The sequence below is a fragment of the Gordonibacter sp. RACS_AR49 genome (assembly GCF_030418435.1).
Taxonomy (GTDB): domain Bacteria; phylum Actinomycetota; class Coriobacteriia; order Coriobacteriales; family Eggerthellaceae; genus Gordonibacter; species Gordonibacter urolithinfaciens.
The window spans coordinates 39,045-62,570 of record NZ_JAIUDM010000013.1 but is presented as its reverse complement, the minus strand read 5'-3'; the positions used below and the strand labels follow the sequence as shown (position 1 = coordinate 62,570).

Sequence of the window (23,526 nt, the reverse complement as noted above, 5' to 3'; positions counted from 1 at the left end):
AACCGAAAGGACGAACGTGGCACTCGTCAACGAGCGGGCGCGCATCCTCGCCAACGGGGAAGTCGGCCCCAACCTCTACCTCATGGAGCTCGCCTCCCCGCACATCGCGGCCAGCATCGAGCCGGGGCAGTTCGTGCACATGAAGGTGCCGAACATGGAGGCGCATATCCTGCGCCGCCCGTTCTCGGTGTACGCGCGCGACGCGGCCGCGGGAACGCTCGAGATCCTCTACCAGGCCGTGGGCTTCGGCACCGACCACATGACCCGCATCGAGCCTGAGCGCGCCGAGCACCTCTCGGGCGCGGAGCTTATCGGCCCGGTCGGGCGCGCCTGGGAGCCGCCCGCTGGCGCGCGCCGGGCGCTCCTCGTGGGCGGAGGCGTGGGTGCGGCCCCGCTCTTCATGCTGTGCGAGCAGCTGGTCGGCGCGGGCGTTCGCACCGACGTCGTGCTGGGCGCGCAGACCGAGGCCGCGCTCACCTGCCGCGCGCGCTACGAGGCGCTGCTCGACGCGCCCCCGCGCTGCGCCACCGACGATGGCAGCTTCGGCCGGGAGGGCTTCTGCACCTCGCTCGTGGAGGAGGCGCTGGTGGAAGCCGCGGCCGCAGGGGAGCCCTACGGCTACCTGGCCGTGTGCGGCCCCGAGCCCCTCATGAAGATCGTGGCCGGCATGGCCGCGGAGGCCGGCGTGCCCTGCGAGGCGTCGATGGAGAAGCGCATGGCGTGCGGCGTCGGAGCCTGCCTGTCGTGCGTGGTGGACACGGTGGACGGCAAGAAGCGGGCCTGCGTCGACGGCCCGGTGTTCGATGCGCGGAAGGTGGTGTGGTAGATGGCGACGATGGGCGCGGGTCCGCGCACGACGGCCCCCACAAGCGTGCGCATGGCCGTGAACCTGGGCGGCCTAGAGATGAAGAACCCGGTCACGGTGGCGTCGGGCACGTTCGCCGCCGGGCGCGAGTACGGCGACTTCGTGGACGTGGCCAGCCTGGGCGCGGTCACCACGAAGGGCGTGTCCCTGAACGGCTGGGAGGGCAACGCGACGCCGCGCATCGCCGAGACGCCCTCGGGCATGCTCAACTCCATCGGCCTGCAGAACCCCGGCGTCGCGCACCTGAAAGCGCACGACCTGCCGTGGCTCGCCGAGCGCGGCGCGACGACGATCGTGAACGTGTCGGGCCACAGCTTCGACGAGTACGTGCAGGTGATAGAGGCGCTCGAGGACGTGCCGGTGGACGCCTACGAGGTGAACATCTCGTGCCCGAACGTGGACGCGGGCGGCATGACCATCGGCTGCCAGACGGGCAGCGTCGAGGCCGTCGTGTCCCGCTGCCGCGCCGCCACGAAGCGGCCTCTCATCGTGAAGCTCACGCCCAACGTCACCGACGTGACCGAGATCGCCCGCGCGGCCGTGTCCGCCGGGGCCGACGCGCTCTCGCTCATCAACACGCTGCTCGGCATGGCCGTCGACGCGGAGCGCCGCCGCCCGGTGCTCGCGCGCGGCGTGGGCGGGCTCTCCGGCCCGGCTGTCAAGCCCGTGGCGCTGCGCATGGTGTGGGAGGTGCACAAGGCCGTGGACGTGCCGCTGCTCGGCATGGGCGGCATCTCGTGCGCGACCGACGCCGTGGAGTTCATGCTGGCCGGGGCCACGGCGGTGGCCGTCGGCACCGCGAATTTCGTGAATCCGCACGCCACGGTTGAAATCATCGACGGAATGGCGCAGTATTGCGAGAGGCACGGAGTGGAAGACGTGCAGGAGCTGATAGGAGCGTTGGAATGGTGAATTCGTTCGAGGATATCCCCGCGCGCGACCGCGTGATCGTGGCGCTCGACTGCGGCATCGAGGAGGCCTTCGACCTCGCCGACCAGCTGCAGGGCAAGGCTACGTGGATGAAGGTGGGCATGACGCTGTTCTACGCGAACGGCCCGGCCATCGTCTATGCCCTCAAGGAGCGCGGCTTCAAAGTGTTCCTCGACCTCAAGTTCCACGACATCCCGCACCAGGTGGAGGGCGCCGCGTACGCTGCCGCCGGCAGCGGGGCCGACATGCTCACCATGCACACGGTGGGCGGCGTCGACATGATGGCGGCCGCCCAGAAGGGCGCCGAGCGCGCGGCCGCCGAGTACGGCCACGAGGTTCCGGCAACGCTCGGCATCACGGTGCTCACCAGCATGAACGACGCGGCGCTCGCCGAGACGGGCGTGAGCCGCGCCATGGCCGACCAGGTGGTGGTGCTGGCCGAGCAGGCCAAGCGCGCCGGCATCTCCGGCGTGGTGGCCTCGCCGCAGGAGGCTGCGCGCCTGCGCGAGATCCTGGGGCCGGACGCATACATCGTCACGCCGGGCGTGCGCCCCGCCGGTGCCGCCAAGGGCGACCAGAGCCGCGTGGCAACGCCTGCCGAGGCGTTCGCCAACGGCGCCTCGCACATCGTGGTGGGCCGTCCCATCACGCAGGCCGACGACCCTGCCGCCGCGTTCGAGGCCATCGCGGCGGAGCTGTAGAACCGTTCGCGCACGGTGGCGGGGGAGCGTTTCCCCCGTTCGACCTCGGCGAGCGACCGTTCGTAACGGTTGTGCGACGAAACGGGTCCGGCGCGCGGGCCTGCTCCTACAATGTGTGGCATCGCGCGGGAATTTTTTGGAATTACGGCGATTGACAAGGCAAGACGGACGAAGGCGTGATAGTATCACGGAATCGCTTTTGAACAAGAAGGAGAGATACACGATGGCTATTCCTCAACTCAGCCCGGAAGAACGTCAGGCGGCTCTGGAGAAGGCGAAGGCGGCCCGCATCAAGCGCGCCGAGGTTCGTGACGAGCTGAAAAGCGGCAAGCTCACCTTGGCGAAGGTTCTCGAGATGAAGAACGATCCCGTGGTCGGCCGCATGAAGGTTTCCACGCTCATCGAGACCATGCCGGGCTACGGCAAGGCCAAAGCCGAGAAGATCATGAAGGAGCTGCAGATCGCCGAGAGCCGCCGCCTGCGCGGTTTGGGCGAGCGCCAGCAGACCGCCTTGCTGGAGCGTTTGGGCTAAACGCTGCATGCGACACGGTAATCTGTTCGTTATCTCTGGGCCATCAGGTGCCGGCAAGGGCACGCTGGTGGCCCGTCTGTTGCGCGAGGTGCCCGACGCCTGGGTGTCGCGCTCCGTCACGACGCGCGCCCCGCGCGAGGGCGAGGTGGACGGCGTCCATTACCAGTTCGCGTCGGCCGAGGAGTTCCAAGACCTCGTGGACACCGACGGGCTCTTGGAGTGGGCGACCTATGCGGGCAACCGCTACGGCACGCCCCGCGCGACCGTCGAGGACCACATGGCCTGCGGCGAGCAGGTCATCCTCGAGATCGACGTCCAAGGCGCCTTCCAGGTGCGCGACAAGATGCCCGCCGCCCGCCTCGTGTTCATCGAGCCGCCGTCGCTCCAGGTGCTCGAGGAGCGCCTGCGCGGACGCGGCACCGAGGGCGACGAGGTGATCGAGGCGCGCATGAAAGCGGCCGAGGTGGAGCTTTCGCGCAAAATGGAGTATGATATGCGGCTGGTAAACGACAACCTTGACGAGGCGACCGATGCCCTGGTGCGCTACGTCAACGAGCAAGCCGAGAAAGCACGAGGTTAAACGCTCTATGAGTATCATCGAACCCAAGATCGACGTACTGCTGGACAGGACCGACAACGACCGCTTCCTGCTGTGCGCCCTCGCTTCGAAGCGCGCGCACGACATCAACGACATGATGCGCGGCCAGCGCGACCGCGCCATTCAGCTGCAGACGGCGGTCGAGATCGCCCGCGCGGCCGACAAGAAGCCGCTGTCGCTCGCCTTCAACGAGATCGCCCGCGGCGAAGTGTCGTACGACCCGAACTCCATCGACATCAAGAACCATTAAGGTTCCGCCGTTCTCCGAACGGCGGAACCTGTCGACGCTGCGAAGCCCCGAAGCGCCCGATCTTGCCGCTCCAAGCATTCCTCGCGTACCGCGAAGTACGCTTTGGAATGCTTTCGCGGCAATCTTGAGCGCTTCGGGGCTTCTCGCTGACTTACTACGCCAACCGGCACGCTTGTTTTCGCGCTTTGCGCGAATTGCGCGACCTGCTAGGTTGGCGACCGCGCCCGCGCGGACCGTTCGAACCTGCGAACCCGGGGGACTCCCATGACTGACTTCCAACGCATCATCCTCGTCCATTACCATGAGATCGGCCTCAAGGGCCACAACCGCGCCTCGTTCGAGACACGGCTTCTGAAGAACCTCGAGGCGCTGCTCGCGCCGTTCCCCGTGGTCACGATCCATCGCATCTCGGGGAGGCTGTGCGTGTTTTTGCGCGAGGGCACGGATTGGGACACGGCCGTCGAGGCGTCCGAGGTCGCAGGGCGCGTGCCGGGCGTGGCGCGCGTGTCGAGCGGCTTCAAGTGCGAGCGCGACCTGGACGAGATGGCCCGCGCGGCCGTGCTCGCGCTCTCGGAGGCGGGCGAGTTCTCCACGTTCAAGGTGGCGGCGCGGCGCAACCACACCGACTTCGCCACCGGGTCGATGGAGATGAACCAGATCATCGGCGGCGCGCTCTGCGAGGCATGCCCCGACAAGGGCGTGCGCATGAAGAACCCCGACGTCACGGTGGGGGTCGAGGTCGTGCAGAACGCGTCGTACGTCTACGCGCGCTCCGTGCCGGGCGTCGGGGGCTTGCCGGTGGGCAGCTCGGGCAAGGTGGTGTGCCTGCTGTCGAGCGGCATCGACTCGCCGGTGGCCACGTGGAAGCTGGCGCGCCGCGGCGCGGTGTGCATCGGCGTGCACTTCTCCGGTCGCCCGCAGACCTCGGACGCGAGCGAGTACCTGGTGGACGACATCGCGCGCGTGCTGGAGCGCACGGGCTGCATCGCGCGCGTGTACACGGTGCCGTTCGGCGACTACCAGCGCGAGATCGCGCTCACGGTGCCGCCCGAGCTGCGCGTCATCATGTACCGCCGCCTCATGTTCAAGGTGGCCGAGGCGCTGGCTGCGCGCGAGCGCGCCGGGGCGCTCGTGACGGGGGAGAGCCTGGGGCAGGTGGCCTCGCAGACGCTCGACAACATCCGCGCCACGGACGACGCGGTGGACCTGCCCGTGTTTCGGCCGCTCATCGGCACGGACAAGCTGGAGATCATCCGCGAGGCCGAGCGCCTGGGCTCCTACGAGATATCGTCGCAGGACGCGCCCGACTGCTGCACGCTGTTCATGCCCCGCAGCCCCGAGACCCATGCGAAGCTCCCGGTTGTGCGCGAGGCCGAGGCCGCGCTGCCCGTGGAGCGCTGGGTGGCCGAGCTGGTGGAAGCCGCCGAGGTGCGCGACTACGCCTGTCCCGCCTACAAGCCGAGGGCCCGTCGAGACGCGGCCGGCGCGAGGCAAGGGGGCACCGGGGATTCTGCGCGCGCCTGACGCAGAGGGCGGGTATCGAGGAGGAGGCTGTGGCTTTTCGGTGACGGCTTTCCGTCGGTTCCTTCCGGAATCCCCTTTCCGCGCATTCTGAACGGTCGGGCGCCGGGCGCCCCGCTTTGCCATGTCCGGACGACGCCCTAAGGCGATCGATTTCACCCCTTCCGAATTTATCCCTCCTTTTTGCTGCATCTGCGTTGGAAACGTGCAAGCTTCTGCCGGTTGCCGTGCTGGATCGGCATAAGATCCGCGTCAACTCCGCATGGTGCTTCCGACGGTTCCCGTGCAAGGTCGCGGCGCTATGATCGAAAGGCGGGCGAAGGGCGCCGCCGTCTAACTCGGGCGGCCCCTTCCTGCTCGCATCCGGTCGAGGAAGGGAGGGGCCATGTCGTTCCAGCGGAGCGCGCAGTCGTGGCGGGCGCGGCTGCACCTGTCAGGCGCGCGCCTGCCCGTGCTTGTGGGCGTGACGGCCGTGGCCATCGTCGTCATGGTTTGCGCGGGCAGGTTGCTGCTCGACGCCGCGTCGTCGGAGGGCTTCGCGGTCGTGCAGCCGGGCGATGCGGAGCAGGCGGCCGGCGACGGGGATGCCGATGCTGCGGCCGATGCGGGCGCTTCGCAGGCCGCCCCCGCGCCGCTGCGCGTGCACGTGGGAGGCGCGGTGGCCGCACCCGGCGTGTACGACCTGGCCGAGGGCGCGCGGGTGCTCGATGCCGTGGAGGCGGCGGGCGGCTTCGCCGAGGGGGCCGCGCGCGACGCGCTCAACCTGGCGCGGGCCGTGTCCGACGGCGAGCAGGTGGTCGTGCCGAGCGAGGCGGACATCGCCGCGCAGGAGGCGGTGTCGGCGGGCGCAGGCGGTGCTGCAGCGGGCGCAGGCGCCTCCGCTGCTGCGGGCGGGGCGGGCGGGAAGGTCAACATCAACACGGCCTCGGCCGCGCAGCTGGACACGCTCCCCGGCGTGGGCGCCTCCACGGCCGAGAAGATCGTCGCCGACCGCGAGGCCAACGGTCCCTTCAAGACGGTCGAGGACCTGAAACGCGTCTCCGGCATAGGCGACAAGAAGTTCGCGGCGCTCGCGGACGCGATCTGCGTCGGCTGACCCGTGTCGCCGCGCCCCGCGCCCCCGCTGCCCCCGCGCCCGGCCCTGCCGCCGGTGCTTGCGTGCGGCCTGGGCCTTTGGGCGTCCTGCGCCGCCGTGTGCGCCGCCGCGCAGTTCTGGGAGGCGGGGGCGTGCGTCGCCGTGGGCGCAGCGGCGCTCGCGGCTGCGGTGCTTGCCGCCGTCGCGCTGCTGCGCTGCGGGCGCGGCACGCTCGCACGATGCGCCCTGCTGGGCATCCTCGTCGGCGCCGCGTGCGGCTGCGGTGCCGGGGCGTCCCTGCATGTCGCCTGGCAGGAGGCTGCCGGCGAGGCGCCGGGGCGGCTGCGCTTCGAGGCGGTGGAGGATGCGGATGCGGGCCTCTACGGCGCCCAGTGCGTCGCGCGCACGCGCCTGGCATCGGGGCGCGCGGTGGACGTGCGGCTGCGCTTCGCCGACGGTGCAGACGTGCCGCGCTACGGCGACGTGTTCGAGGCGGAGGCGTCGCTGGCCGCCCCCGCCGAGCGCTCGGCGGCCTGGTGCTGGCAGCGGGGCGTCGCGGCCGTCGCAACCGTCCGGCAGGCGGCGCCGGTCGCGCGCCACGATGCGCTCGGGGTGCTGCTGGGCGTGCGCGCACGCGCCCTGGAGGTTCTCGGCCGCCTGGACGGCGACGGCGGCGCCGTGCTGCAGGCGCTCGTCTGCGGTGCGCGCGGCGCGCTGGACGAAGGGGACGTCTACGCCGCCTTCAAAGCCTCCGGGCTCGCGCACCTTGTGGCGGTGTCGGGCGCCCACCTCGTCATGGTGTGCGCGTTCGCCGGTGCCGCGCTCAGGGCGCTGCGAGCGCCGCGCGCCGTGGCCGTGGGCGTGCAGGCGGCGCTGCTCGCGTGCTACCTCGTGCTGTCGGCCATGCCGATATCGGCCGTTCGCGCGGCGCTCATGACGCTCGCGGGCACGACGTCGTTCCTCGCGCGGCGGCGCCCGTCCAGCCTGAACGCCGTGGGCCTGTGCATCGCCGGCGTCGTTGCCGCCTCTCCCGCGGCGGCGCTCTCGGCGTCGTTCGCGCTCTCGGTGCTCTCCACGCTGGGCATCGTGCTGTTCGCGGGCCTCGCCGCGGCCTGGATCGGCCGCCTGGCGCCGCGCCTGCCGCGCTTCGCCGCCGAGGCGCTTGCGCTCACGGCCGCCTCGAGCGTGCTCGCCCAGCCGCTGTCGGCCGCCCTGTTCTCGCAGGTGCCGCTCGTCTCCCCGTTGGCGAACGTGCTGGCGGCGCCCCTCTTCCCGCTCGCCTGCGCCGGAGGGCTCGTCGGCGCTGTCGCGGCCCTGGCCGTGCCGGCCGCCGGATCGCCCCTGCTGGCAGGCGCCGCGCTCGCGTCCGAGGCGCTTTGCGCCGCCGCCCGCGCCTGCGCGTCGCTGCCCTGCGCGGGCGTGCCCGTCGACCTGCCCGTCGTGCCCGCGCTTGCCGGCGCGGCCGTCCTGGCCGCTGCGCTCTGGGCGCTCTGGCCCCCGCCGAGCCCGCGCACGGCCGCGCTGGTCGCAGGGGCCTCGGCGGCGGCCGCCCTCGCGGTCGTGCTCGTCGCCCCGCGGCTCGCGGGCGACGAGATCGTCATGCTCGACGTGGGCCAGGGCGACGCGTTCGTCGTCCGCAGCGAGGGGGCGGCCGTGCTCGTGGACACCGGCAATCAGGAGCGCCTCCTGCGCGAGGGCCTCGCGCGCCACGCCGTGCTCCGCCTGGACGCCGTGGTGGTGACCCACGGCGACGACGACCACATGGGCGCGCTCGCCTCGCTCAAGGGCGTGGTGCAGGTCGACCGCGTGCTCGTGGCGGCCGATGCGCTCGCCTGCCCCTGCGAGGCCTGCGCGCGCCTGCGCGGCGACGCGGCGGCGCTCGTGGGGGAGGGGGCCGTCCAGGGGCTCGCGCAGGGCGACCGGCTGCACGTGGGCGCCTTCGACCTGGAAGCGGTGTGGCCCGCCCGCTTCGCCGACGGGGGCGGCAACGCCGACAGCCTGTGTCTGCTGGCGCGCGCCGACGCCGACGGCGACGGGGCGGCCGACTGGACGGCGCTCCTCGCCGGCGACGCGGAGCACGAGCAGCTGGCCGCCATGGAGGAGCAGGGCCTCGTGGGCCGCGTTGACGTGCTCAAGGTGGGCCATCACGGCTCGAAGAACGCGCTCACGCCGGAGCTCGCGGCCGCGCTCTCCCCGCGCATCGCGCTCGTGAGCGCGGGCGCGGGCAACCGCTACGGGCACCCGGCCGACAAGACGCTGCGGGAGCTGGCCGACGCGGGGGCGCAGATATGGCGTACCGACGAGGCGGGGGATGTTTCGTGCAAATCCACCGCGCAGGGCATCGCGGTCGCGTCGCTGCGGTAGAATGCGGGGCATGCCGACTAACAAGAAACAAGAAGCACCGCTCCTCCCCGTCTACCTCATCGTGGGGGAGGACGCGCTCAAGCGCGACGCCGTGATGAAGCGCCTGCGCGCCCGCCTTTCCGCGCTGGGCGACCTGTCGTTCAACGCCGACGAGTTCAACGGCGAGACCGCCCTCGGCGGCGACGTCGTGGCGGCCTGCAACACCGTGCCGTTCGCCAGCCCCGTGCGCCTCGTGGAGGTGCGCGCAGCCGACAAGCTCAAGAAGGCCGATGCCGAGGCACTCGTGTCGTACCTGTCCTCGCCGAGCGGGTCCACCGTGCTCGCGCTGGTGGCCGAGAAGCTGGCGAAGAACACGCGCCTGTACAAGGCCGTGGCCGCCCATGGCAAGACGGCCGTCATCGACTGCGCCCCGCTCAAGCGCAACGAGCTGCCGAAGACGGTGCGGGCCATGGCCGCGGGCCACGGCGTCACGCTCACGGAGGGGGCAGCGCGCGCACTGGTGGACCTGGTGGGCGAGAACACCGTCCACCTGGACAGCGAGCTCAAGAAGATCGCGCTGGCGCACCGCGGCACCGATGCCGTGAACGAGCACGAGATCATGGGGCTGGTGGCGCGTACGGCCGAGGTGAAGCCCTGGGAGTTCGTGGACGCCCTCGCCGCCCGCGACGCCCGCAAGTGCCTGCTTTTGCTGGGTCGCATGGAGTCCGTGTCGCCCCACGCCCTGCTGGCCATGTGCACGACGCGCCTGCGCGAGCTGGTGTGCGCCCGCGCCCTGGCCGACCGCGGCAACCCGCGCGGCGTGGCCGCCGCCCTCAAGATGCCCGACTGGCGCTGCAAGAGCCACGCCGCCTGGGCCCGCGGCTTCACCGCCGCCGAGCTGCGCCATGCCATCGTCTCGGCCCGCGACACCGAGCGCGCCATGAAGAGCGGCGCGGATGCGCAGGCCGCCTTCCTCGACTGGGTGCTGGAGGTAACGGCGGGGAGGTAGGGAAGGCGCGCGGCATCCCTCAAGAGCGCGGAAGGCGTGCGTGACTCGCGATGCGCGCCCGTGCCGGTTCGCGACGCATGCGGCGCGCGAATCGCGCCATCCGACGTCCAGCCCTCTGCTTCGCCGCGCCATGGAAAAGGCCGCCGTCCGTTCCGCCCCGCATCCGCGAACGCACCGGGGATTTCGATCCCCAAATACCGAGGAAGCCCCCGTTTCACCGGGAGCTTCCTCTTCCTTGATATGCGGACGGATCGCGGGCGATCCTGGTGCATCGAGCCTATTCGGCGGCCTCTTCGGCAGCGGCGGCCTCGGCCTCGGCCTTGGCGGCCTCCTCGGCTTCCTTGGCCTTGCGCTTCTGGGCGGCGGCCTCTTCCTTCAGCGTCTTCTCGCGGCGCTTCGCCTTCTCGTCGGAGGCGGCCTTCATGGCTGCCAGGCGCTCGGCCTTCGCTGCGGCCTTCTTGGAGCCGGTCTTCTGCTGCTCCTTCTTGGCCGGCTTCACGTAGGCGGCGCGGTCGGCGTCGGTCACGACATCCTTGATGAGCAGCATGATGCCGCTCTTGCGGTTCGCGGCCTGGTTCTTGTGGATGACGCCCTTCGAGGCGGCACGGTCCATGAGACGGCAGGCAGCGAGCGCGGCGGCGTAGGCCTCGGCGCCGTTGCCGGCGGCCACGGCGTCCTTCACGCGGCGGGTCGCGGTCTTGAGCTCGCTCTTCACCGCGCGGTTGCGCATGCGGGACTTCTCGTTGGTGATGATGCGCTTCTTCTGGCTTTTGATGTTCGCCATGTGGTTCGTTCCTCCAAAAAATCGTTTGCCTTGTCTTGCGATACGAATCGCGCTGCGCCTCCAGCGATACGGGCGGGCGATGCCCTCCGCGTGGCCGCAAGGTGGCCGATTGCCTCGCAACAAGGCCCCGGAGGAGCCTCCCGCGCCAGGCGCGGGCGTTGGCGATGCGATGGAAACAGGCGGGATTTCTCTGTTTCGCAGACCAATCGGTCACCAGCGAGGACGAATCCGTAATGCAGCCACGTCTGCAGATTTGGCGATAAGATCATCGCACGCACGTATCGCTGGATACACAATGCGATAGAATACCAAACGTTGACCCTGTTTTCATGGGGAAATTCCCGAAAACACGTTTTTCGCCCGTGCACCGCCCGAAGAAGAAAGCTACTATGACCACCGATCCGAACCTCATCCGCAACTTCTCCATCATCGCGCACATCGACCACGGCAAGTCCACGCTCTCGGACCGCATCCTGGAGCTCACGGGCACCGTGGCGCAGCGCGACATGCAGGAGCAGCTGCTCGACACCATGGACATCGAGCGCGAGCGCGGCATCACCATCAAGAGCCAGGCCGTGCGCGTGGACTACACGGCCGACGACGGCCAGACCTACCAGTTCAACCTCATCGACACGCCGGGCCACGTGGACTTCACCTACGAGGTGAGCCGCAGCCTGGCCGCATGCGAGGGCGCCGTGCTCGTGGTGGACGCCACGCAGGGCGTCGAGGCGCAGACGGTGGCCAACGCCATGATGGCCATGAATGCGAACCTGGAGATCATCCCGCTCATCAACAAGATCGACCTGCCGGCCGCCGAGCCCGACCGCGTGCGCGAGGAGATAGAGGAGGGCCTCGCCATCCCCGCCGACGACGCGGTGCTCGCCTCCGGCAAGACCGGCGCGGGCGTGCACGATCTGCTCGAGGCCGTGGTGTACAACATCCCCGCGCCCGAGGGCGACGCGGACGGCCCCCTGCGCGCGCTCATCTTCGACTCGTACTTCGACCCCTACCGCGGCGTGGTGGCGCTCATCCGCGTGGTGGACGGCTCGCTCAAGAAGGGCGATAAGGTGCTTATGATGGCCACCGGCACCGAGGTGCTCGTGGAGGAGGTGGGCGCGCGCCGCCCGGCGGAGACGGCCATGCCCGAGCTCTCGGTGGGCGAGGTGGGCTACCTGGTCACGGGCCTCAAGGACGTGCGCCAGGTGAAGGTGGGCGACACGATCACGGCCGTGCGCGGCGGCGTGGAGGAGCCTCTGCCCGGCTACCGCGACGCCAAGCCCATGGTGTTCACCGGCCTGTTCCCCATCGACGGCGACCAGTACGAGCCGCTCAAGGAGGCGCTGGAGAAGCTCTCGCTCAACGACCCGGCGCTCGCCTGGGAGCCGGAGAAGTCCCATGCGCTCGGCTTCGGCTTCCGCGTGGGCTTTCTGGGGCTGCTCCACATGGAGGTCATCAAGGAGCGCCTCGAGCGCGAGTTCGGCCTGGACCTGCTGGCCACCGCGCCCTCCGTGGAGTATCACGTGTACCGCGCCGGCGGCGAGATGATCAGCCTGCACTCGCCGCAGGAGATGCCCGACCCCGGCGAGATCGAGCGCATCGAGGAGCCCTACCTCAAGGCGAAGATCCTCATCCCGCCCGACTACGTGGGCGCGGTCATGGAGCTCACCACGGCGCGGCGCGGCACGTTCGTCACCATGAACTACCTGTCGCCCACCACGGTGGAGATGATCTGGGAGATCCCGCTGTCGGAGCTCATCATGGACTACTTCGACAAGCTGAAGTCCAACACGAAGGGCTACGCGAGCCTCGACTACGACTTCGACGGCTACAAGCCCTCCAAGCTGGTGAAGCTGGACATCCTGCTGTCGGGCAAGCCGGTGGACGCGCTGTCGTTCATCATCCACAAGGACAAGGCCTACGACCGCGGGCGCGTGCTCACGGAGAAGCTGCGCGGCATCATCCCGCGCCAGATGTTCGAGGTGCCCATCCAGGCCGCCATCGGCGGGCGCGTGCTGGCCCGCGAGACGGTGAAGGCGAAGCGCAAGGACGTGCTGGCGAAGTGCTACGGCGGCGACATCAGCCGCAAGCGCAAGCTGCTGGAGAAGCAGAAGGCCGGCAAGAAGCGCATGAAGAACATCGGCAACGTGGAAGTGCCGCAGGAGGCGTTCATGGCCATTTTGAAGGTGGACGATTAGCCTATGGACCGAGCTGTTCTCGCAATCTGCATTATCGCCATCGCAGTCCTTTCTGCGCTTGCGGTGCATCTGTTTTACAGGCAGCGGGGCAAGGCGCTCCCCAACGACCTGGGCAGTTTGGACGATGAGGGCTGGGGCTTGCTGAAGCGCCGTGTAGTCGGCTCGGTGGCTTTGGCGGCCGTTGCTGTGCTGGTAGGCTTCGTGTTGGCAAGGGTTCTCTGAGCAACGGCATTGGTGGTTCGGGGCGGCGTCCCCGCTTTGCGACTGATAGGTGCGAGAACATGGGCAAGAACGAAGAGTTCGACTGGTTGGACGATCCGTTCGACGAGAAGAAGGCCGCGCGCGAGCAGGTGCGGGCCTCCACGTCGGGCGGCACGAAAATGGCGCTCGGCTGCGGCTGCCTGCTGGCCGTGGCGGGCGTCGTGGTGCTGCTGGTATTCGCAGGCGTCAGCATGATCGACCTGCTGGCTGCCTAGCGCCGGGACGTGCATGCGCCCGGCCGTCCTCGAACCGACATGAGAAGGAGGAACCCGGTGAGAACGAACCCGGTTATAGAGAACATCCTGTCCCGCCGTTCCGTGCGCGCGTTTCGGGACGAGCCCGTCGCGCGCGAGGACCTGGAGGCCATCGTCGCGTGCGGGCAGTGGGCGCCCTCGGCGATGAACCGCCAGGAGTGGACGTTCGTGGTGGTTGACGACCGCGAACGCGTCGCGCGCCTGGCCGAGGTAATCCGCGTCGCGCTCGCTCGCGACGCCTACGACATGTACGGCCCCGCGGCCATCGTGATCGTGGCGCACGAGAAGGGCGCCCCGTTCGGCCGCGAGGATGACGGCTGCGCGATGCAGGGCATGATGCTGGCCGCCCACAGCCTGGGCCTGGGCAGCGTGTGGATCAACCAGCTGCAGGGCATCTGCGACGAGCCCGCCGTGCGCGCGGAGCTCGACGCGCTCGGCGTGCCGGCTACGGCCGAGGTGCACGGCGTGTGCGCCCTCGGCCACGCCGCCGCCGAGGGAACGGCGCACGACCGCAAGAGCCGCGTGGTGTGGGCGTAGCGCGCCGGCTGCCATCCCGGCCCGGGGCGGGCGCGACGGCGAAGCCGGAAGGCTGCACGCAGCGCTTTCTCGCGACGCCTGCGCGCGTCCAACGTGGGCGCTCGGGCCGCGGCGACGAAGCCGGGAGCATGCCGCGCCCGAACGCCCTTCCTGCCAAAAAACGCGCGGTTTGGCAATCGGAAAGCGCGTTTCGGAGCGTGCTCGCCACGGGTTGCCGCTATAATCCCAGGTCGGCGTTTTTCACCGCTCGACCGTAATTGCCAAACCGCGCGTTTTTTGACCTGTCGTGACGAAAACGCGTGCAAAGGAAGCAGGATATGCACGAGTTCTTCCAAAACCACCGCCTCCTCCTCGCGCCCATGGCGGGCGTGAGCGACGAGGCGTTCCGGGCGCTCTGCCGCGAGCAGGGGGCCGACCTCGCCTTCACCGAGATGGTCTCGGCGAAGGGGCTCTCCTACGCCAACGAGAAGACGCGCCATCTGCTTGCCCTCGCGCCCGGCGAGGACCAGGTGGCCGTCCAGCTGTTCGGCCACGAGCCCGACACCATGGCCGCGCAAGCCGCCTGGATCGAGCAGGAGATGGGTGAGTCGCTGGCGTACCTGGACGTCAACATGGGATGCCCCGCGCGCAAGATCGTGTCGAAGGGCGACGGCTCGGCGCTCATGAGGGAGCCGGGGCTCGCGGCCTCCATCGTGCGGGCGATCCGCGCGGCGGTCGCGCATCCCGTGACCGTGAAGTTCCGCCGCGGCTGGGCCCAGGGCGAGGAGACGGCGCCGGACTTCGCGCGCCGCATGGAGGATGCGGGCGCGTGCGCCGTCGCGGTGCACGGCCGCTTCGCCGAGCAGCTCTACCGCGGCAGCGCCGACTGGGGCGTCGTCGCGCGCGTGAAGGAGGCCGTGGACGTGCCCGTCATCGGCAACGGCGACGTGCGCACGGGCGCCGACGCCGTGGCGCTCACGGTGCGCACCGGCTGCGACGCGGTGATGATCGCCCGCGGCGCCGAGGGCAACCCCTGGGTGTTCGCCCAGGCCAAGGCCGCGCTTGAGGGCGTGCCCGAGCCGCCGGCCCCCGGCGCCCGCGAGCGCATCGCCATGGCCCGCCGCCACGCGCGGCTGCTCTCGCGGCGCGAGGGGAAGAACATCGTGCGCATGCGCAAGCACGCCATGTGGTACCTGGCCGGCCTGCCGGGCGCTGCCGCGGCGCGCGCGAAGATCAACGCCTGCGTGTCCGTGGAGGACTTCGACCGCGTGTTCGACGAGCTGCTCGCCTTGCTGGGCGAGCATGAACAGGAGGGCTAGACCATGCCGCACGACCCTTATCGCGCCCTGTACCTCCACCTGCCGTTCTGCGTGAGGCGGTGCGGGTACTGCGACTTCGCCACGTCTGCGGTGCCGGGCGACGCGCCGGAGATCGACGCGTACGTGGAGGACCTCTGCCTGCAGCTACGCCGCAAGGCGAAGGAGGGCGAGCTCGGCGCGCTCGAGACGGTGTACGTGGGCGGCGGGACGCCGAGCCACATCGGCCTGGCGCGGCTGTCCATGCTGCTGTACACGCTGTCGCTGTCGATGCACCTCACGCCCGAGGTGGAGTGCACGATGGAGGCGAACCCCGAGAGCCTGACGGAGCGCATGGTGCGCGACGTGTGGGCGCTCGGGGTGAACCGCCTGTCCATAGGCGTGCAGAGCTTCGACGACGAGGTGCTGGCCGTGCTCGGGCGCGCCCATTCGGCCGACGACGCGCGCCGCGCCATCGAGGCGGCGCATACGCGCTTCGAGAACGTGAGCGTGGACCTCATGTGCGGCATTCCCGGCCAGAGCGCCGGGAGCTTCGAGGCGAGCGTGCACGAGGCGGCGGCGCTCGGCGCGGCGCACGTGAGCGTGTACCCGCTGGCCATCGAGGCGCACACGCCCTTCGATGCCGCCGTCCTTGCCGGCGAGCTGGAAGAGCCCGACGACGACGTGGAGGCCGCGCACATGGAGATCGCCGCGCGCGTGCTGGCCGAGGCCGGCTACGAGCGCTACGAGGTGGCGAGCTACGCCCGCCCCGGCTTCGCGTGCCGCCACAACATCGCGTACTGGACGGGCGTGCCGTACCTGGGGCTCGGCCGCTCGGCGGCCACGATGACCCAGAACGCGGAGCGCCGCATGCGCGTGCAGGACGGGCAGGTGACCGACGACCTGGACGCGCGCGGCATGGCCGCCGAGGACCTCATGCTGGGCATGCGCATGACCTGCGGCGTGTCCGACGAGCAGGTGGAGGCCGCCGCCGTCCTGCTGCCCGACGCCCCCGCCGCGCTCGCGGAACTGGAAGGGGAGGGCCTCGTGGAGCATGCGGGCGGGCGCTGGCGCCCCACCGACCGCGGCTGGCTCTGCGGCAACGAGCTCTACGGGAGGCTGTTCGACTTGGCATAGGGAACCGGCGCACGCGCTTCTCCTATGCAGTAACCGTCAAGTTTCTCCATAATTTCTCGCTGTTGTTAGCACTCTCGGCTTTCGGCTGCTAATATGATGCGTTACTATGGTTCGGGTTCGGGGAATGCCGACGGGCGAGAGAGAGGAAGGTGGAAGGCGTGCTATCCGATCGCAGGCAGCGGGTGCTGGCCGCGCTCATCGAGGAATACGTCGCGCGCGCCCTGCCGGTGGGCTCGCGCACGCTCACGGAGCGCTACCAGCTGGGCGTGAGCCCGGCTACCGTGCGCAACGAGCTTTCGGTGCTCGAGGACGGCGGCTACATCACGCAGCCCCACACCTCGGCCGGACGCATCCCCACCGACCACGGCTACCGCGCGTTCGTGGACAACCTGCTGGCCGCCGACTTCACGGGCGAGGACGAGCGCTACCGCCCCGTCGTGGACGAGCTGCGCCGCAGCGCGAGCGAGCTCGACGCGCTCTTGGAGCAGACGTCGTCGGCCCTCACGCGCCTCACCGACTGCCTCTCCATCGTGCTGGCGCCGTCGGTGCTGAACCTGCACATCAAGCAGCTCTCGCTCATCTCGCTCAACGCGTACCGCGCGCTGGTGGTGCTCGTCACCGAGGACGGCCAGGTGTTCAACCGCCAGATGGAGTTCGCCGAGGAGGTGTCCTCGGACGACCTGGCGCGCGTGCAGGCGTTTCTGGGCGACGTGTTCACGGGCAAGTCGCTCCAGCAGATCGAGGACGGCCTGGGCCAGGGCATGGCCGAGGCGTTCCGCGACCCGCTCGTGCGCATGGCGCTCGACGAGGTGCTGTCGTGCCTGCAGGAGAGCGAGCTGTCGCGCGCGCACCGGCTGGGCGTGAGCTCGCTTCTGACGAAGCCCGAGTTCAGCCAGTCGCAGGCGCTGCTGCCCGTCATGCAGGTGCTCGAGGACGACACGGTCATGCTGCATATCCTGGACGACGCCGTGCGGCAGGGCGACGGCACGCCCAGCGTGCGCATCGGGCGCGAGAACGACGCGGCGGAGCTGGCGGGCGTGTCCGTGGTGGCCAGCCGCTACGGGCGCGGGGAGTCGGCCGGCGTCGTGGCCGTCATCGGGCCCACGCGCATGGACTATTCCAAGGTATTGCGGGCGGTGCGCATCGCGAGCGCGGCGCTTCAGGACGTATAGGGCTTGCACGGCGCCCGCACGAGGGGGCGCCGTCAAACGAGGAAGGTACTGCAAGAGCAATGGCCAAGGATCTGTACGAGGTTCTGGGCGTTTCCAAGAACGCCACGGAGAACGAGATCAAGAAGGCGTTCCGACGCCGCGCGCGCGAGCTTCACCCCGACGTGAACAAGGCGCCCGACGCCGAGGACCAGTTCAAGGAGCTGAACGAGGCGTACGACGTGCTGAGCGACCCCGGCAAGCGCGCCCAATACGACCGCTTCGGCACCATACCGGGCGCGGCCGGCGGCGGCAGCCCCTACGGGGGCGGCGGCTACGTGGACTTCGAGGACCTGTTCGGCGGCGGCTTCGGCATGGGCGACATCTTCAGCTCGTTCTTCGGCGGGGCCGCGGGCGGGCGCCAGCAGCAGCGACGCGAGGGCCGCGACATGGGCGTGGGCCTGCGCGTCACGCTGGAGGAGGTGGCCGCAGGCGCCAAGAAGGAGATCGTCTACGACCGCCTGGCGCCGTGCCCCGACTGCGACGGCACGGGCCTCGGACCCGACGGGCGCGAGGTCACCTGCCCGGACTGCGGCGGCCAGGGCCGCGTGGTCTCGGTTCAGCACACGTTCCTCGGCGACATGCAGACGGCCACCACGTGCAAGACCTGCAACGGCACGGGCCGCTCGGTGGAGAACCCGTGTCCGGAATGCGAGGGCCAGGGCCGCGTGCCCGACCGCCAGCGCGTGACCGTGGAGGTGCCGGTGGGCATCCGCGACTCGCAGCAGCTGCGCCTGTCCGGGTTCGGCGAGGCGGGCATGCAGGGCGCGGCGCCCGGCGACCTCATCGTCACGGTGCGCATCCAGCCGCACGAGTTCTTCGAGCGCGACGGCGATCACCTGCACGCGCGGGCGAACGTGTCCATCGTGCAGGCCTCCCTCGGAGCCGAGATCGAGATCGACGGCATCTTCGAGGGCGAGAAGGTGCAGGTGCGCATACCCGAGGGCTGCCAGAACGAGCAGGTGGTGCGCGTGAAGGGCTTCGGCATGCCGAAGTTCCGCAGCGACGCGCGCGGCGACATGTTCGTGCACGTGAACGTGGTGGTGCCCAAGAAGCTCACGAAGAGGCAGCGCGAGCTGTTGGAGCAGCTGGCCGAGGAGCTGGGCGAGGACGTCTCCGACGAGCGCACGCCCCTGCAGAAGCTGCGCGACGCCTTCAACTAGCGGGCGAGCGATGTCCCTTCAACATTTCTACCTCGACGAGCAGGTGCTCGCCGACGAGGTTGGCGAGTCGTTCCCGCTGCGCCTCGCGGCGGACGACGCGAAGCATGCGCGCGTGCTTCGGCTGGCTCCGGGCGAGCGCATCGCGGTGGTGGATGCCGCGCACGACTACTTCGCCTGCGAGATCGTGTCCTTCGACGGCGAGGTGCCCCTCGTGCGCATCGCACAGCGCTTCGAGCGCGCGGACGCGGGCCCGTCGGTGACGCTCGTGCAGGGCCTGGCCAAGGGCGACAAGATGGAGACGGTGATCCGCCACGCCACCGAGCTGGGCGTGGCGGCCTTCGCGCCCCTGGCATGCGAGCGCTCCATCGTGCGGCTCGACGCCCGCAAGGGCGCGGCGAAGGCCGAGCGCTGGCGCGCCATCGCGAAGAGCGCGGCCATGCAGTCGGGGCAGCCGGCCGTGCCCGAGGTGCGGGAGCCGGCGGGCCTGGGGGAGACGTGCGCGCTGCTGGAGAGGGCCGCGGCGGTGCTCGTGTGCTGGGAGGAGGCTCCCAGCGCGTCGCGGCTCGACGTCGCCCTCGACCGTGCGCTCGGCGGAGGCCCGGCGGCGCAGGGCGCACGCGTGGCCGTGGTGGTGGGGCCCGAGGGCGGCCTGACCGAGCGCGAGGTGGAGGCGCTTTCGGCCTGCAACCCCCGCGCCTCGCTCGTGTCGCTCGGCCCGTCCATCCTGCGCACGGAGACCGCCGGCATCGTGGCGCCCGCGCTCGTGCTGTACGAGCTGGAGCGTCGCGCGAGGGCGGGCGTGCGATGAACTTCGCCGTCGTCAACCTGGGGTGCAAGGTGAACCGCGTCGAGTCGGACGACGCAGCGGCGCGTCTCGCCGCGTGCGGCGTGGAGACGCCCGAAGCGGAAGCCGACCTCATCGTGGTCAACACGTGCACGGTCACCGGCGAGGCCGAGAAGAAGACCCGCAAGGCCGTGCGCCGCGCCCTGCGCGCGAACGATCGCGCCCGCGTCCTGGTCACCGGCTGCGCCGCCGCCATCGACGCGGCGTTCTACGAGGCTCTCGACCACCGCGTCACCGTGGTGGGGAAGGCCCAGCTCGCCGACGCGATACGGGACTGGTGCGAGGCCTGCTCCTCCCGCAGTGCGGCCGGCGAGCCTGCCGATCCCGCCAACGTCCCTGCCGTGCAAGCCGAGGGGCCCGCAGGCCCTTCCCGCGGCGCGGCGCGCGGGGCTTCCGAAACTGCGTGCGCTCCCATCGAGCAGGGGGACGTTGCCCCCCTGCTCCATATCGGATCCGGGTTCCGCACCCGGGTAGGGGTCAAGGTGCAGGACGGGTGCGACAACGCGTGCACGTACTGCATCGTGCACGTGGCGCGCGGCCGGGCGACGAGCCGCCCCGCCGACGAGGTCGTGCGCGAGTGCGCGGCGTACGCGCGGGCGGGCGCGGGCGAGATCGTGCTCACGGGCATCAACCTGGGCTCGTACTGCGACGGCGAGCGCCGCGACCCATCCGCGACGCGCCTGGCCGGCCTGCTGCGCCGCCTGCTCGACGAGACGGCGGACCTGCGCGGGCCCGGCGCGCTCCCCGTGCGCTTCCGCATCTCGAGCGTCGAGCCGCGCGACGTGGACGACGCGCTCATCGACCTCCTCGCCGCCGCCGACGGGCGCGTCTGCCGCCATCTGCACCTGCCGCTGCAGGCGGGAAGCTCGAAGGTGCTGCGCGAGATGGCGCGCCCCTACGACGCGGAGCGGTTCCGCGCGCTCGTGGAGCGGCTCTACGCCGCCGTGCCCGAGCTGGCGCTGTCCACCGACGTCATCGCGGGCTTCCCGGGCGAGACCGACGCCGAGTTCCAGGAGACGCTCGCCCTCGCGCGCGCCTGTCGCTTCGCGAAGATCCACGCCTTCCCGTACTCGCGCCGCGCCGGCACGCCCGCCGCCGCGCGCGCCGACCAGGTGCCCCCCGAGGTCAAGGCGGCCCGAGCCGCCGCGCTGCGCGCCCTCGGCGACGAGCTGCGCGCGTCCGAGCGCGTCCGCCGCGCGGGAACCGTCGAGCTCGCGCTGGTCGAGGAGGGCGGCGTCGCCATGTCGGAAAGCTACTTCGAGCTGCCCGCTCCCGCCGGGGCCCCGTTGGGCACGCTCGTGAAGGCGACGATGTAGCACGGCGTCTCCCGGCGCAGGCTCGTTCGGGCATCGGCTCGCTGCCTGTGCGCCCGGTGCCCGGATCGACCGGGCCTTTCGCCTCAGATGCGCGCTCGAACGGCATAAAATCACCGAATTCGGAAAACTACGCCCCGTCTCGGTGGCTTCGGGAAGCGCTTTCCGGCATAGTGCCTGGTCGCGATTCCTCCTTTCCGGCTCAACCTCCGTTTCGGCGGCTTCGGGTCGCCCTCAACTTCCGAATTCGGTGATTTCCTACCATTCGCGGTGCTTGCCCTCCCCGAAACGAACGCGGACGGGCCTCTGCGAACCGGCGTGGGCCGACGCCCCGATCCGCTCCATTGCCCGCGCATTCTGCCATATGGCGTGCGTGTGGGGAGCTTCCCCCATAGGATCAGGTGTGATATGGTTTCCCGGATGACCGGGAGAGGACGGGAGGCGCCGATGGCCGATGACGAGGCGCGCGAGCGGGCGCGGAGGAGGCTCGAGGAGCGCCAGGCCCGCATGCGCGGAGGGGCGCCCGCTTCACGCGACGAGAGCGTCGCGCCCGATGCGCCCGACGCGCATGGGCCGATAAGCTCGGGCCGCCTCCGTTCGAGCCGTCCCGGAACGGGCAATCGACGCTCGTCGGAGGCGCACGGCCCGGAGCCCCTCTTCGCCCTCTCCGAGGCTGCGACGAACCTCGTGCGCGCCGTCGGGCCCAAGCGCCTCGCGATCGCGGTCGTCGCGGTCGTGCTCGTCATCGCGCTCGTCGCGGGCGTCCGCGGCTGCATGGCCGCCGGCGAGGCGGCGCCGGTGCCGGACGAGGCCGACCAGGCCCCCGTCCAGCAGCAGGCGCCGCGCGATCCCATCGACGAGGGCGAGCTCAAGGCCGTGCTCGGCGACGAGCTGGCCGCCCGGCTCGTCCAGGCGGCCGAGACGAGCGACGACGCCGCATGGATCGCCGCCCATCCGGACGCCTACGCCGTCGACGGGGCGGCCGTGCAGTACAAGCTGCTCAAGCTGGCGGCCACGGAGCCCGAGGCCCTGCCCTTCGTGCGCACGTTCCCCGATGCCTACCCCGCCGAGAGCGCACTCGGCACGGACGACCCTGCCTCCGGCCAGGTGCCGCGCCTCTACCAGTGGGATGCCCGCTGGGGATCCACCGTCTACAGCTCCACGGCGTTCGCGCTGACAGGCTGCTGCCCCACGTCGCTCGCCATGGTCTACCAGGGCCTCACCGGCAAAGGCGACCTCTCGCCCTACGACATGGGCAGGCGCGCGAGCGAGGGCGGCTACGAGACGCAGTTCGACGGCACCGACGCGACGTTCCTCGTCAGCGAGGCGGCTTCGCTCGGCCTCTCCTGCAAGGAGGTCGCTGCCGACGCGGCCAGCGTGCGCGCCGCGCTTGAGGGCGGGGCCGTGCTCATCTGCAACGTCGGGCCCGGCGACTTCACCGACAACGGGCACTTCTTCGTCGTCACGGGCATCGACGACGCGGGAAACCTTACCGTCAACGACCCGTACTCGGCCGAGCGTTCGAACCGGAGCTGGAACGTGGACGCGGTGCTCGGCCAGACGAAGGCGCTGTGGGCCTACCGGCTCGCGTGACGCGCTCGCCGGCGAACGGCCTGCAAGCGTTTCTCCGCCTCTCCCGCCCGCCTTGCGCTCCGGGCCCTCTCGGCGACGTTTCCATGCCCGCCGCTGCTCATTTGGGCACCTGCACTATATTCCCTTGTCGGTTCGATGACATCGAGGCCGGTCGCAGCCGTACGTGGTACAATGCCCCCATGACAGACCAGACGCAAATCACCCTCACGGCCCCGCAGAGCGTGAACATGGCGCTCATCGTCGGGCCGGCCGACGAGATACTCCATGTCGTGCAGGATGCGTTCGCCTCGCGCATCACCGTGCGCGGCGACACCATCGTGCTCGAGGGCGACCCGCTCGAGGTGCAGTCGCTCACGGCGTTGTTCTCCGACCTCATCAAGCTCGTGGAAGGCGGCGGCGAGCCCACGCTGGAGTACGTGCGCCACGCCATCGACCTGCTGCGCACGGCCGAGTTCAGCCCCGCTGCGCTGCGGGAGGACATCCTGCTCACGTACCGCGGACGGGCCATCCGCCCGAAGACGGCAGGCCAGAAGCGCTACGTGGACGCCATCCGCGAGCACACCATCACCTTCGGCATCGGGCCGGCGGGCACCGGCAAGACCTACCTCGCCATGGCCATGGCCGTGGCAGCGCTCAAGCGCAAGGAGGTCGGCCGCATCATCCTCACGCGCCCCGTGGTGGAGGCGGGGGAGAGCCTGGGCTTTCTGCCCGGCACCCTCACGGAGAAGGTGGACCCCTACATCCGCCCGCTCTACGACGCGCTGTTCGACATGACCGACATGGAGCGCGCCACCCAGCTCATCGAGAGCGGCGTCATCGAGATCGCCCCGCTCGCGTTCATGCGCGGGCGCACCTTGAACGACAGCTTCATCATCCTCGACGAGGCGCAGAACACCACGCCCGAGCAGATGAAGATGTTCCTCACGCGCCTGGGCTTCGGCTCGAAGATGGTGGTGACGGGCGACGTGACCCAGCTCGACCTGCCGCGCGGCATCTCGGGCCTCAAGGGCGTGCGGGGCATCCTCTCGGGCATCGACGACATCGCATTCTGCGACTTTACGGGCAAGGACGTGGTGCGCCACTCGCTCGTGGCGGCTATCGTGTCCGCCTACGACGAGGCCACCAGGAAGGCATAGCAA

Annotated in this window: 23 protein-coding genes; 22 read left to right on the top strand and 1 reads right to left on the bottom strand. The window is 70.4% G+C overall.

Annotated elements, in window-relative coordinates; all coding sequences use genetic code 11:
• The first annotated feature begins 16 nt into the window (after nt 1–16).
• The 10 genes from LB310_RS14855 (at nt 17) to holA (ending at nt 9,824) form a co-directional block, all read left to right on the top strand.
• Entirely contained in the window at nt 17–826 is an 810-nt protein-coding gene (locus LB310_RS14855) for a dihydroorotate dehydrogenase electron transfer subunit (protein WP_301155306.1), read from the top strand.
• Nucleotides 827–1,777: a dihydroorotate dehydrogenase gene (locus LB310_RS14850; protein WP_301155305.1), complete on the top strand. Its 951-nt coding sequence runs from the start codon at nt 827–829 to the stop codon at nt 1,775–1,777.
• Nucleotides 1,771–2,496: an orotidine-5'-phosphate decarboxylase gene (gene pyrF / locus LB310_RS14845; RefSeq protein ID WP_114568758.1), complete on the top strand. Its 726-nt coding sequence runs from the start codon at nt 1,771–1,773 to the stop codon at nt 2,494–2,496. The genes LB310_RS14850 and pyrF overlap by 7 nt, the downstream gene beginning before the upstream one ends.
• Before the next feature lie 223 nt (nt 2,497–2,719).
• On the top strand, nt 2,720–3,028 hold the full coding sequence (gene mihF / locus LB310_RS14840; protein WP_041239777.1) for an integration host factor, actinobacterial type: 309 nt from the start codon (nt 2,720–2,722) through the stop codon (nt 3,026–3,028).
• Between the two features lie 7 nt (nt 3,029–3,035).
• Nucleotides 3,036–3,608, top strand: a complete 573-nt coding sequence (gmk, locus tag LB310_RS14835) for a guanylate kinase (RefSeq protein ID WP_301155304.1) — start codon at nt 3,036–3,038, stop codon at nt 3,606–3,608.
• A gap of 7 nt (nt 3,609–3,615) precedes the next feature.
• A complete protein-coding gene (locus tag LB310_RS14830) occupies nt 3,616–3,876 on the top strand; it encodes a DNA-directed RNA polymerase subunit omega (protein ID WP_015540438.1) in 261 nt (86 codons plus the stop codon).
• A gap of 264 nt (nt 3,877–4,140) precedes the next feature.
• On the top strand, nt 4,141–5,400 hold the full coding sequence (gene thiI / locus LB310_RS14825; RefSeq protein WP_301155303.1) for a tRNA uracil 4-sulfurtransferase ThiI: 1,260 nt from the start codon (nt 4,141–4,143) through the stop codon (nt 5,398–5,400).
• A 382-nt stretch (nt 5,401–5,782) separates the two neighbouring features.
• Nucleotides 5,783–6,493, top strand: a complete 711-nt coding sequence (locus LB310_RS14820) for a ComEA family DNA-binding protein (protein WP_301155302.1) — start codon at nt 5,783–5,785, stop codon at nt 6,491–6,493.
• Nucleotides 6,494–6,496: 3 nt separating this feature from the next.
• Complete coding sequence (locus LB310_RS14815) at nt 6,497–8,836, top strand: ComEC/Rec2 family competence protein (RefSeq protein WP_244909809.1); 2,340 nt, start codon at nt 6,497–6,499, stop codon at nt 8,834–8,836.
• 10 nt (nt 8,837–8,846) lie between these two features.
• Nucleotides 8,847–9,824 carry a DNA polymerase III subunit delta gene (holA, locus tag LB310_RS14810; protein WP_301155301.1) on the top strand — a complete coding sequence of 326 codons (978 nt, stop codon included), beginning with the start codon at nt 8,847–8,849 and terminating at the stop codon, nt 9,822–9,824.
• A gap of 277 nt (nt 9,825–10,101) precedes the next feature.
• On the opposite strand, the gene rpsT is transcribed toward holA, so the two are convergent.
• The gene (rpsT, locus tag LB310_RS14805; RefSeq protein ID WP_087189730.1) at nt 10,102–10,608 is read right to left on the bottom strand and encodes a 30S ribosomal protein S20; all 507 of its coding nucleotides are present in this window, start codon (nt 10,606–10,608) and stop codon (nt 10,102–10,104) included.
• Nucleotides 10,609–10,997: 389 nt separating this feature from the next.
• On the opposite strand from rpsT, the gene lepA reads away from it, so the two are divergent.
• The 12 genes from lepA (at nt 10,998) to LB310_RS14745 (ending at nt 23,523) form a co-directional block, all read left to right on the top strand.
• Nucleotides 10,998–12,803, top strand: coding sequence for a translation elongation factor 4 (lepA, locus tag LB310_RS14800; RefSeq protein WP_087189731.1), 1,806 nt, complete (start codon nt 10,998–11,000; stop codon nt 12,801–12,803).
• 3 nt (nt 12,804–12,806) lie between these two features.
• Nucleotides 12,807–13,025, top strand: a complete 219-nt coding sequence (locus LB310_RS14795; RefSeq protein WP_096226552.1) for a hypothetical protein — start codon at nt 12,807–12,809, stop codon at nt 13,023–13,025.
• 59 nt (nt 13,026–13,084) lie between these two features.
• Nucleotides 13,085–13,279 (top strand): hypothetical protein, encoded by a 195-nt coding sequence (locus LB310_RS14790; RefSeq protein WP_096226551.1) that lies wholly within the window; start codon nt 13,085–13,087, stop codon nt 13,277–13,279.
• A gap of 57 nt (nt 13,280–13,336) precedes the next feature.
• Entirely contained in the window at nt 13,337–13,855 is a 519-nt protein-coding gene (locus LB310_RS14785) for a nitroreductase family protein (RefSeq protein ID WP_301155300.1), read from the top strand.
• Between the two features lie 317 nt (nt 13,856–14,172).
• Nucleotides 14,173–15,153 carry a tRNA dihydrouridine synthase DusB gene (dusB, locus tag LB310_RS14780; protein WP_157007274.1) on the top strand — a complete coding sequence of 327 codons (981 nt, stop codon included), beginning with the start codon at nt 14,173–14,175 and terminating at the stop codon, nt 15,151–15,153.
• Between the two features lie 3 nt (nt 15,154–15,156).
• Complete coding sequence (gene hemW / locus LB310_RS14775; RefSeq protein WP_301155299.1) at nt 15,157–16,266, top strand: radical SAM family heme chaperone HemW; 1,110 nt, start codon at nt 15,157–15,159, stop codon at nt 16,264–16,266.
• A gap of 158 nt (nt 16,267–16,424) precedes the next feature.
• A complete protein-coding gene (hrcA, locus tag LB310_RS14770) occupies nt 16,425–17,438 on the top strand; it encodes a heat-inducible transcriptional repressor HrcA (RefSeq protein WP_224768045.1) in 1,014 nt (337 codons plus the stop codon).
• 59 nt (nt 17,439–17,497) lie between these two features.
• Nucleotides 17,498–18,637 carry a molecular chaperone DnaJ gene (gene dnaJ, locus LB310_RS14765; protein WP_301155298.1) on the top strand — a complete coding sequence of 380 codons (1,140 nt, stop codon included), beginning with the start codon at nt 17,498–17,500 and terminating at the stop codon, nt 18,635–18,637.
• A 10-nt stretch (nt 18,638–18,647) separates the two neighbouring features.
• Nucleotides 18,648–19,445 carry a 16S rRNA (uracil(1498)-N(3))-methyltransferase gene (locus tag LB310_RS14760; protein WP_301155297.1) on the top strand — a complete coding sequence of 266 codons (798 nt, stop codon included), beginning with the start codon at nt 18,648–18,650 and terminating at the stop codon, nt 19,443–19,445.
• Nucleotides 19,442–20,797, top strand: coding sequence for a MiaB/RimO family radical SAM methylthiotransferase (locus tag LB310_RS14755; protein ID WP_301155296.1), 1,356 nt, complete (start codon nt 19,442–19,444; stop codon nt 20,795–20,797). The genes LB310_RS14760 and LB310_RS14755 overlap by 4 nt, the downstream gene beginning before the upstream one ends.
• A 444-nt stretch (nt 20,798–21,241) precedes the next feature.
• The gene (locus tag LB310_RS14750; protein ID WP_301155295.1) at nt 21,242–22,387 is read left to right on the top strand and encodes a C39 family peptidase; all 1,146 of its coding nucleotides are present in this window, start codon (nt 21,242–21,244) and stop codon (nt 22,385–22,387) included.
• A gap of 179 nt (nt 22,388–22,566) precedes the next feature.
• On the top strand, nt 22,567–23,523 hold the full coding sequence (locus LB310_RS14745; RefSeq protein ID WP_096226543.1) for a PhoH family protein: 957 nt from the start codon (nt 22,567–22,569) through the stop codon (nt 23,521–23,523).
• Nucleotides 23,524–23,526: the final 3 nt, after the last annotated feature.

Bases quoted from the DNA above. Each gene is read 5' to 3' on its own strand.
- rpsT (WP_087189730.1), bottom strand. From the start codon at position 10,608: ATGGCGAACATCAAAAGCCAGAAGAAGCGCATCATCACCAACGAGAAG.
- LB310_RS14820 (WP_301155302.1), top strand. From the start codon at position 5,783: ATGTCGTTCCAGCGGAGCGCGCAGTCGTGGCGGGCGCGGCTGCACCTG.
- LB310_RS14830 (WP_015540438.1), top strand. From the start codon at position 3,616: ATGAGTATCATCGAACCCAAGATCGACGTACTGCTGGACAGGACCGAC.
- LB310_RS14795 (WP_096226552.1), top strand. From the start codon at position 12,807: ATGGACCGAGCTGTTCTCGCAATCTGCATTATCGCCATCGCAGTCCTT.
- mihF (WP_041239777.1), top strand. From the start codon at position 2,720: ATGGCTATTCCTCAACTCAGCCCGGAAGAACGTCAGGCGGCTCTGGAG.
- LB310_RS14760 (WP_301155297.1), top strand. From the start codon at position 18,648: ATGTCCCTTCAACATTTCTACCTCGACGAGCAGGTGCTCGCCGACGAG.
- thiI (WP_301155303.1), top strand. From the start codon at position 4,141: ATGACTGACTTCCAACGCATCATCCTCGTCCATTACCATGAGATCGGC.
- lepA (WP_087189731.1), top strand. From the start codon at position 10,998: ATGACCACCGATCCGAACCTCATCCGCAACTTCTCCATCATCGCGCAC.
- dnaJ (WP_301155298.1), top strand. From the start codon at position 17,498: ATGGCCAAGGATCTGTACGAGGTTCTGGGCGTTTCCAAGAACGCCACG.
- hemW (WP_301155299.1), top strand. From the start codon at position 15,157: ATGCCGCACGACCCTTATCGCGCCCTGTACCTCCACCTGCCGTTCTGC.
- LB310_RS14755 (WP_301155296.1), top strand. From the start codon at position 19,442: ATGAACTTCGCCGTCGTCAACCTGGGGTGCAAGGTGAACCGCGTCGAG.
- pyrF (WP_114568758.1), top strand. From the start codon at position 1,771: ATGGTGAATTCGTTCGAGGATATCCCCGCGCGCGACCGCGTGATCGTG.
- gmk (WP_301155304.1), top strand. From the start codon at position 3,036: ATGCGACACGGTAATCTGTTCGTTATCTCTGGGCCATCAGGTGCCGGC.
- LB310_RS14750 (WP_301155295.1), top strand. From the start codon at position 21,242: ATGGCCGATGACGAGGCGCGCGAGCGGGCGCGGAGGAGGCTCGAGGAG.
- LB310_RS14790 (WP_096226551.1), top strand. From the start codon at position 13,085: ATGGGCAAGAACGAAGAGTTCGACTGGTTGGACGATCCGTTCGACGAG.
- dusB (WP_157007274.1), top strand. From the start codon at position 14,173: ATGCACGAGTTCTTCCAAAACCACCGCCTCCTCCTCGCGCCCATGGCG.
- LB310_RS14850 (WP_301155305.1), top strand. From the start codon at position 827: ATGGCGACGATGGGCGCGGGTCCGCGCACGACGGCCCCCACAAGCGTG.
- LB310_RS14745 (WP_096226543.1), top strand. From the start codon at position 22,567: ATGACAGACCAGACGCAAATCACCCTCACGGCCCCGCAGAGCGTGAAC.
- holA (WP_301155301.1), top strand. From the start codon at position 8,847: ATGCCGACTAACAAGAAACAAGAAGCACCGCTCCTCCCCGTCTACCTC.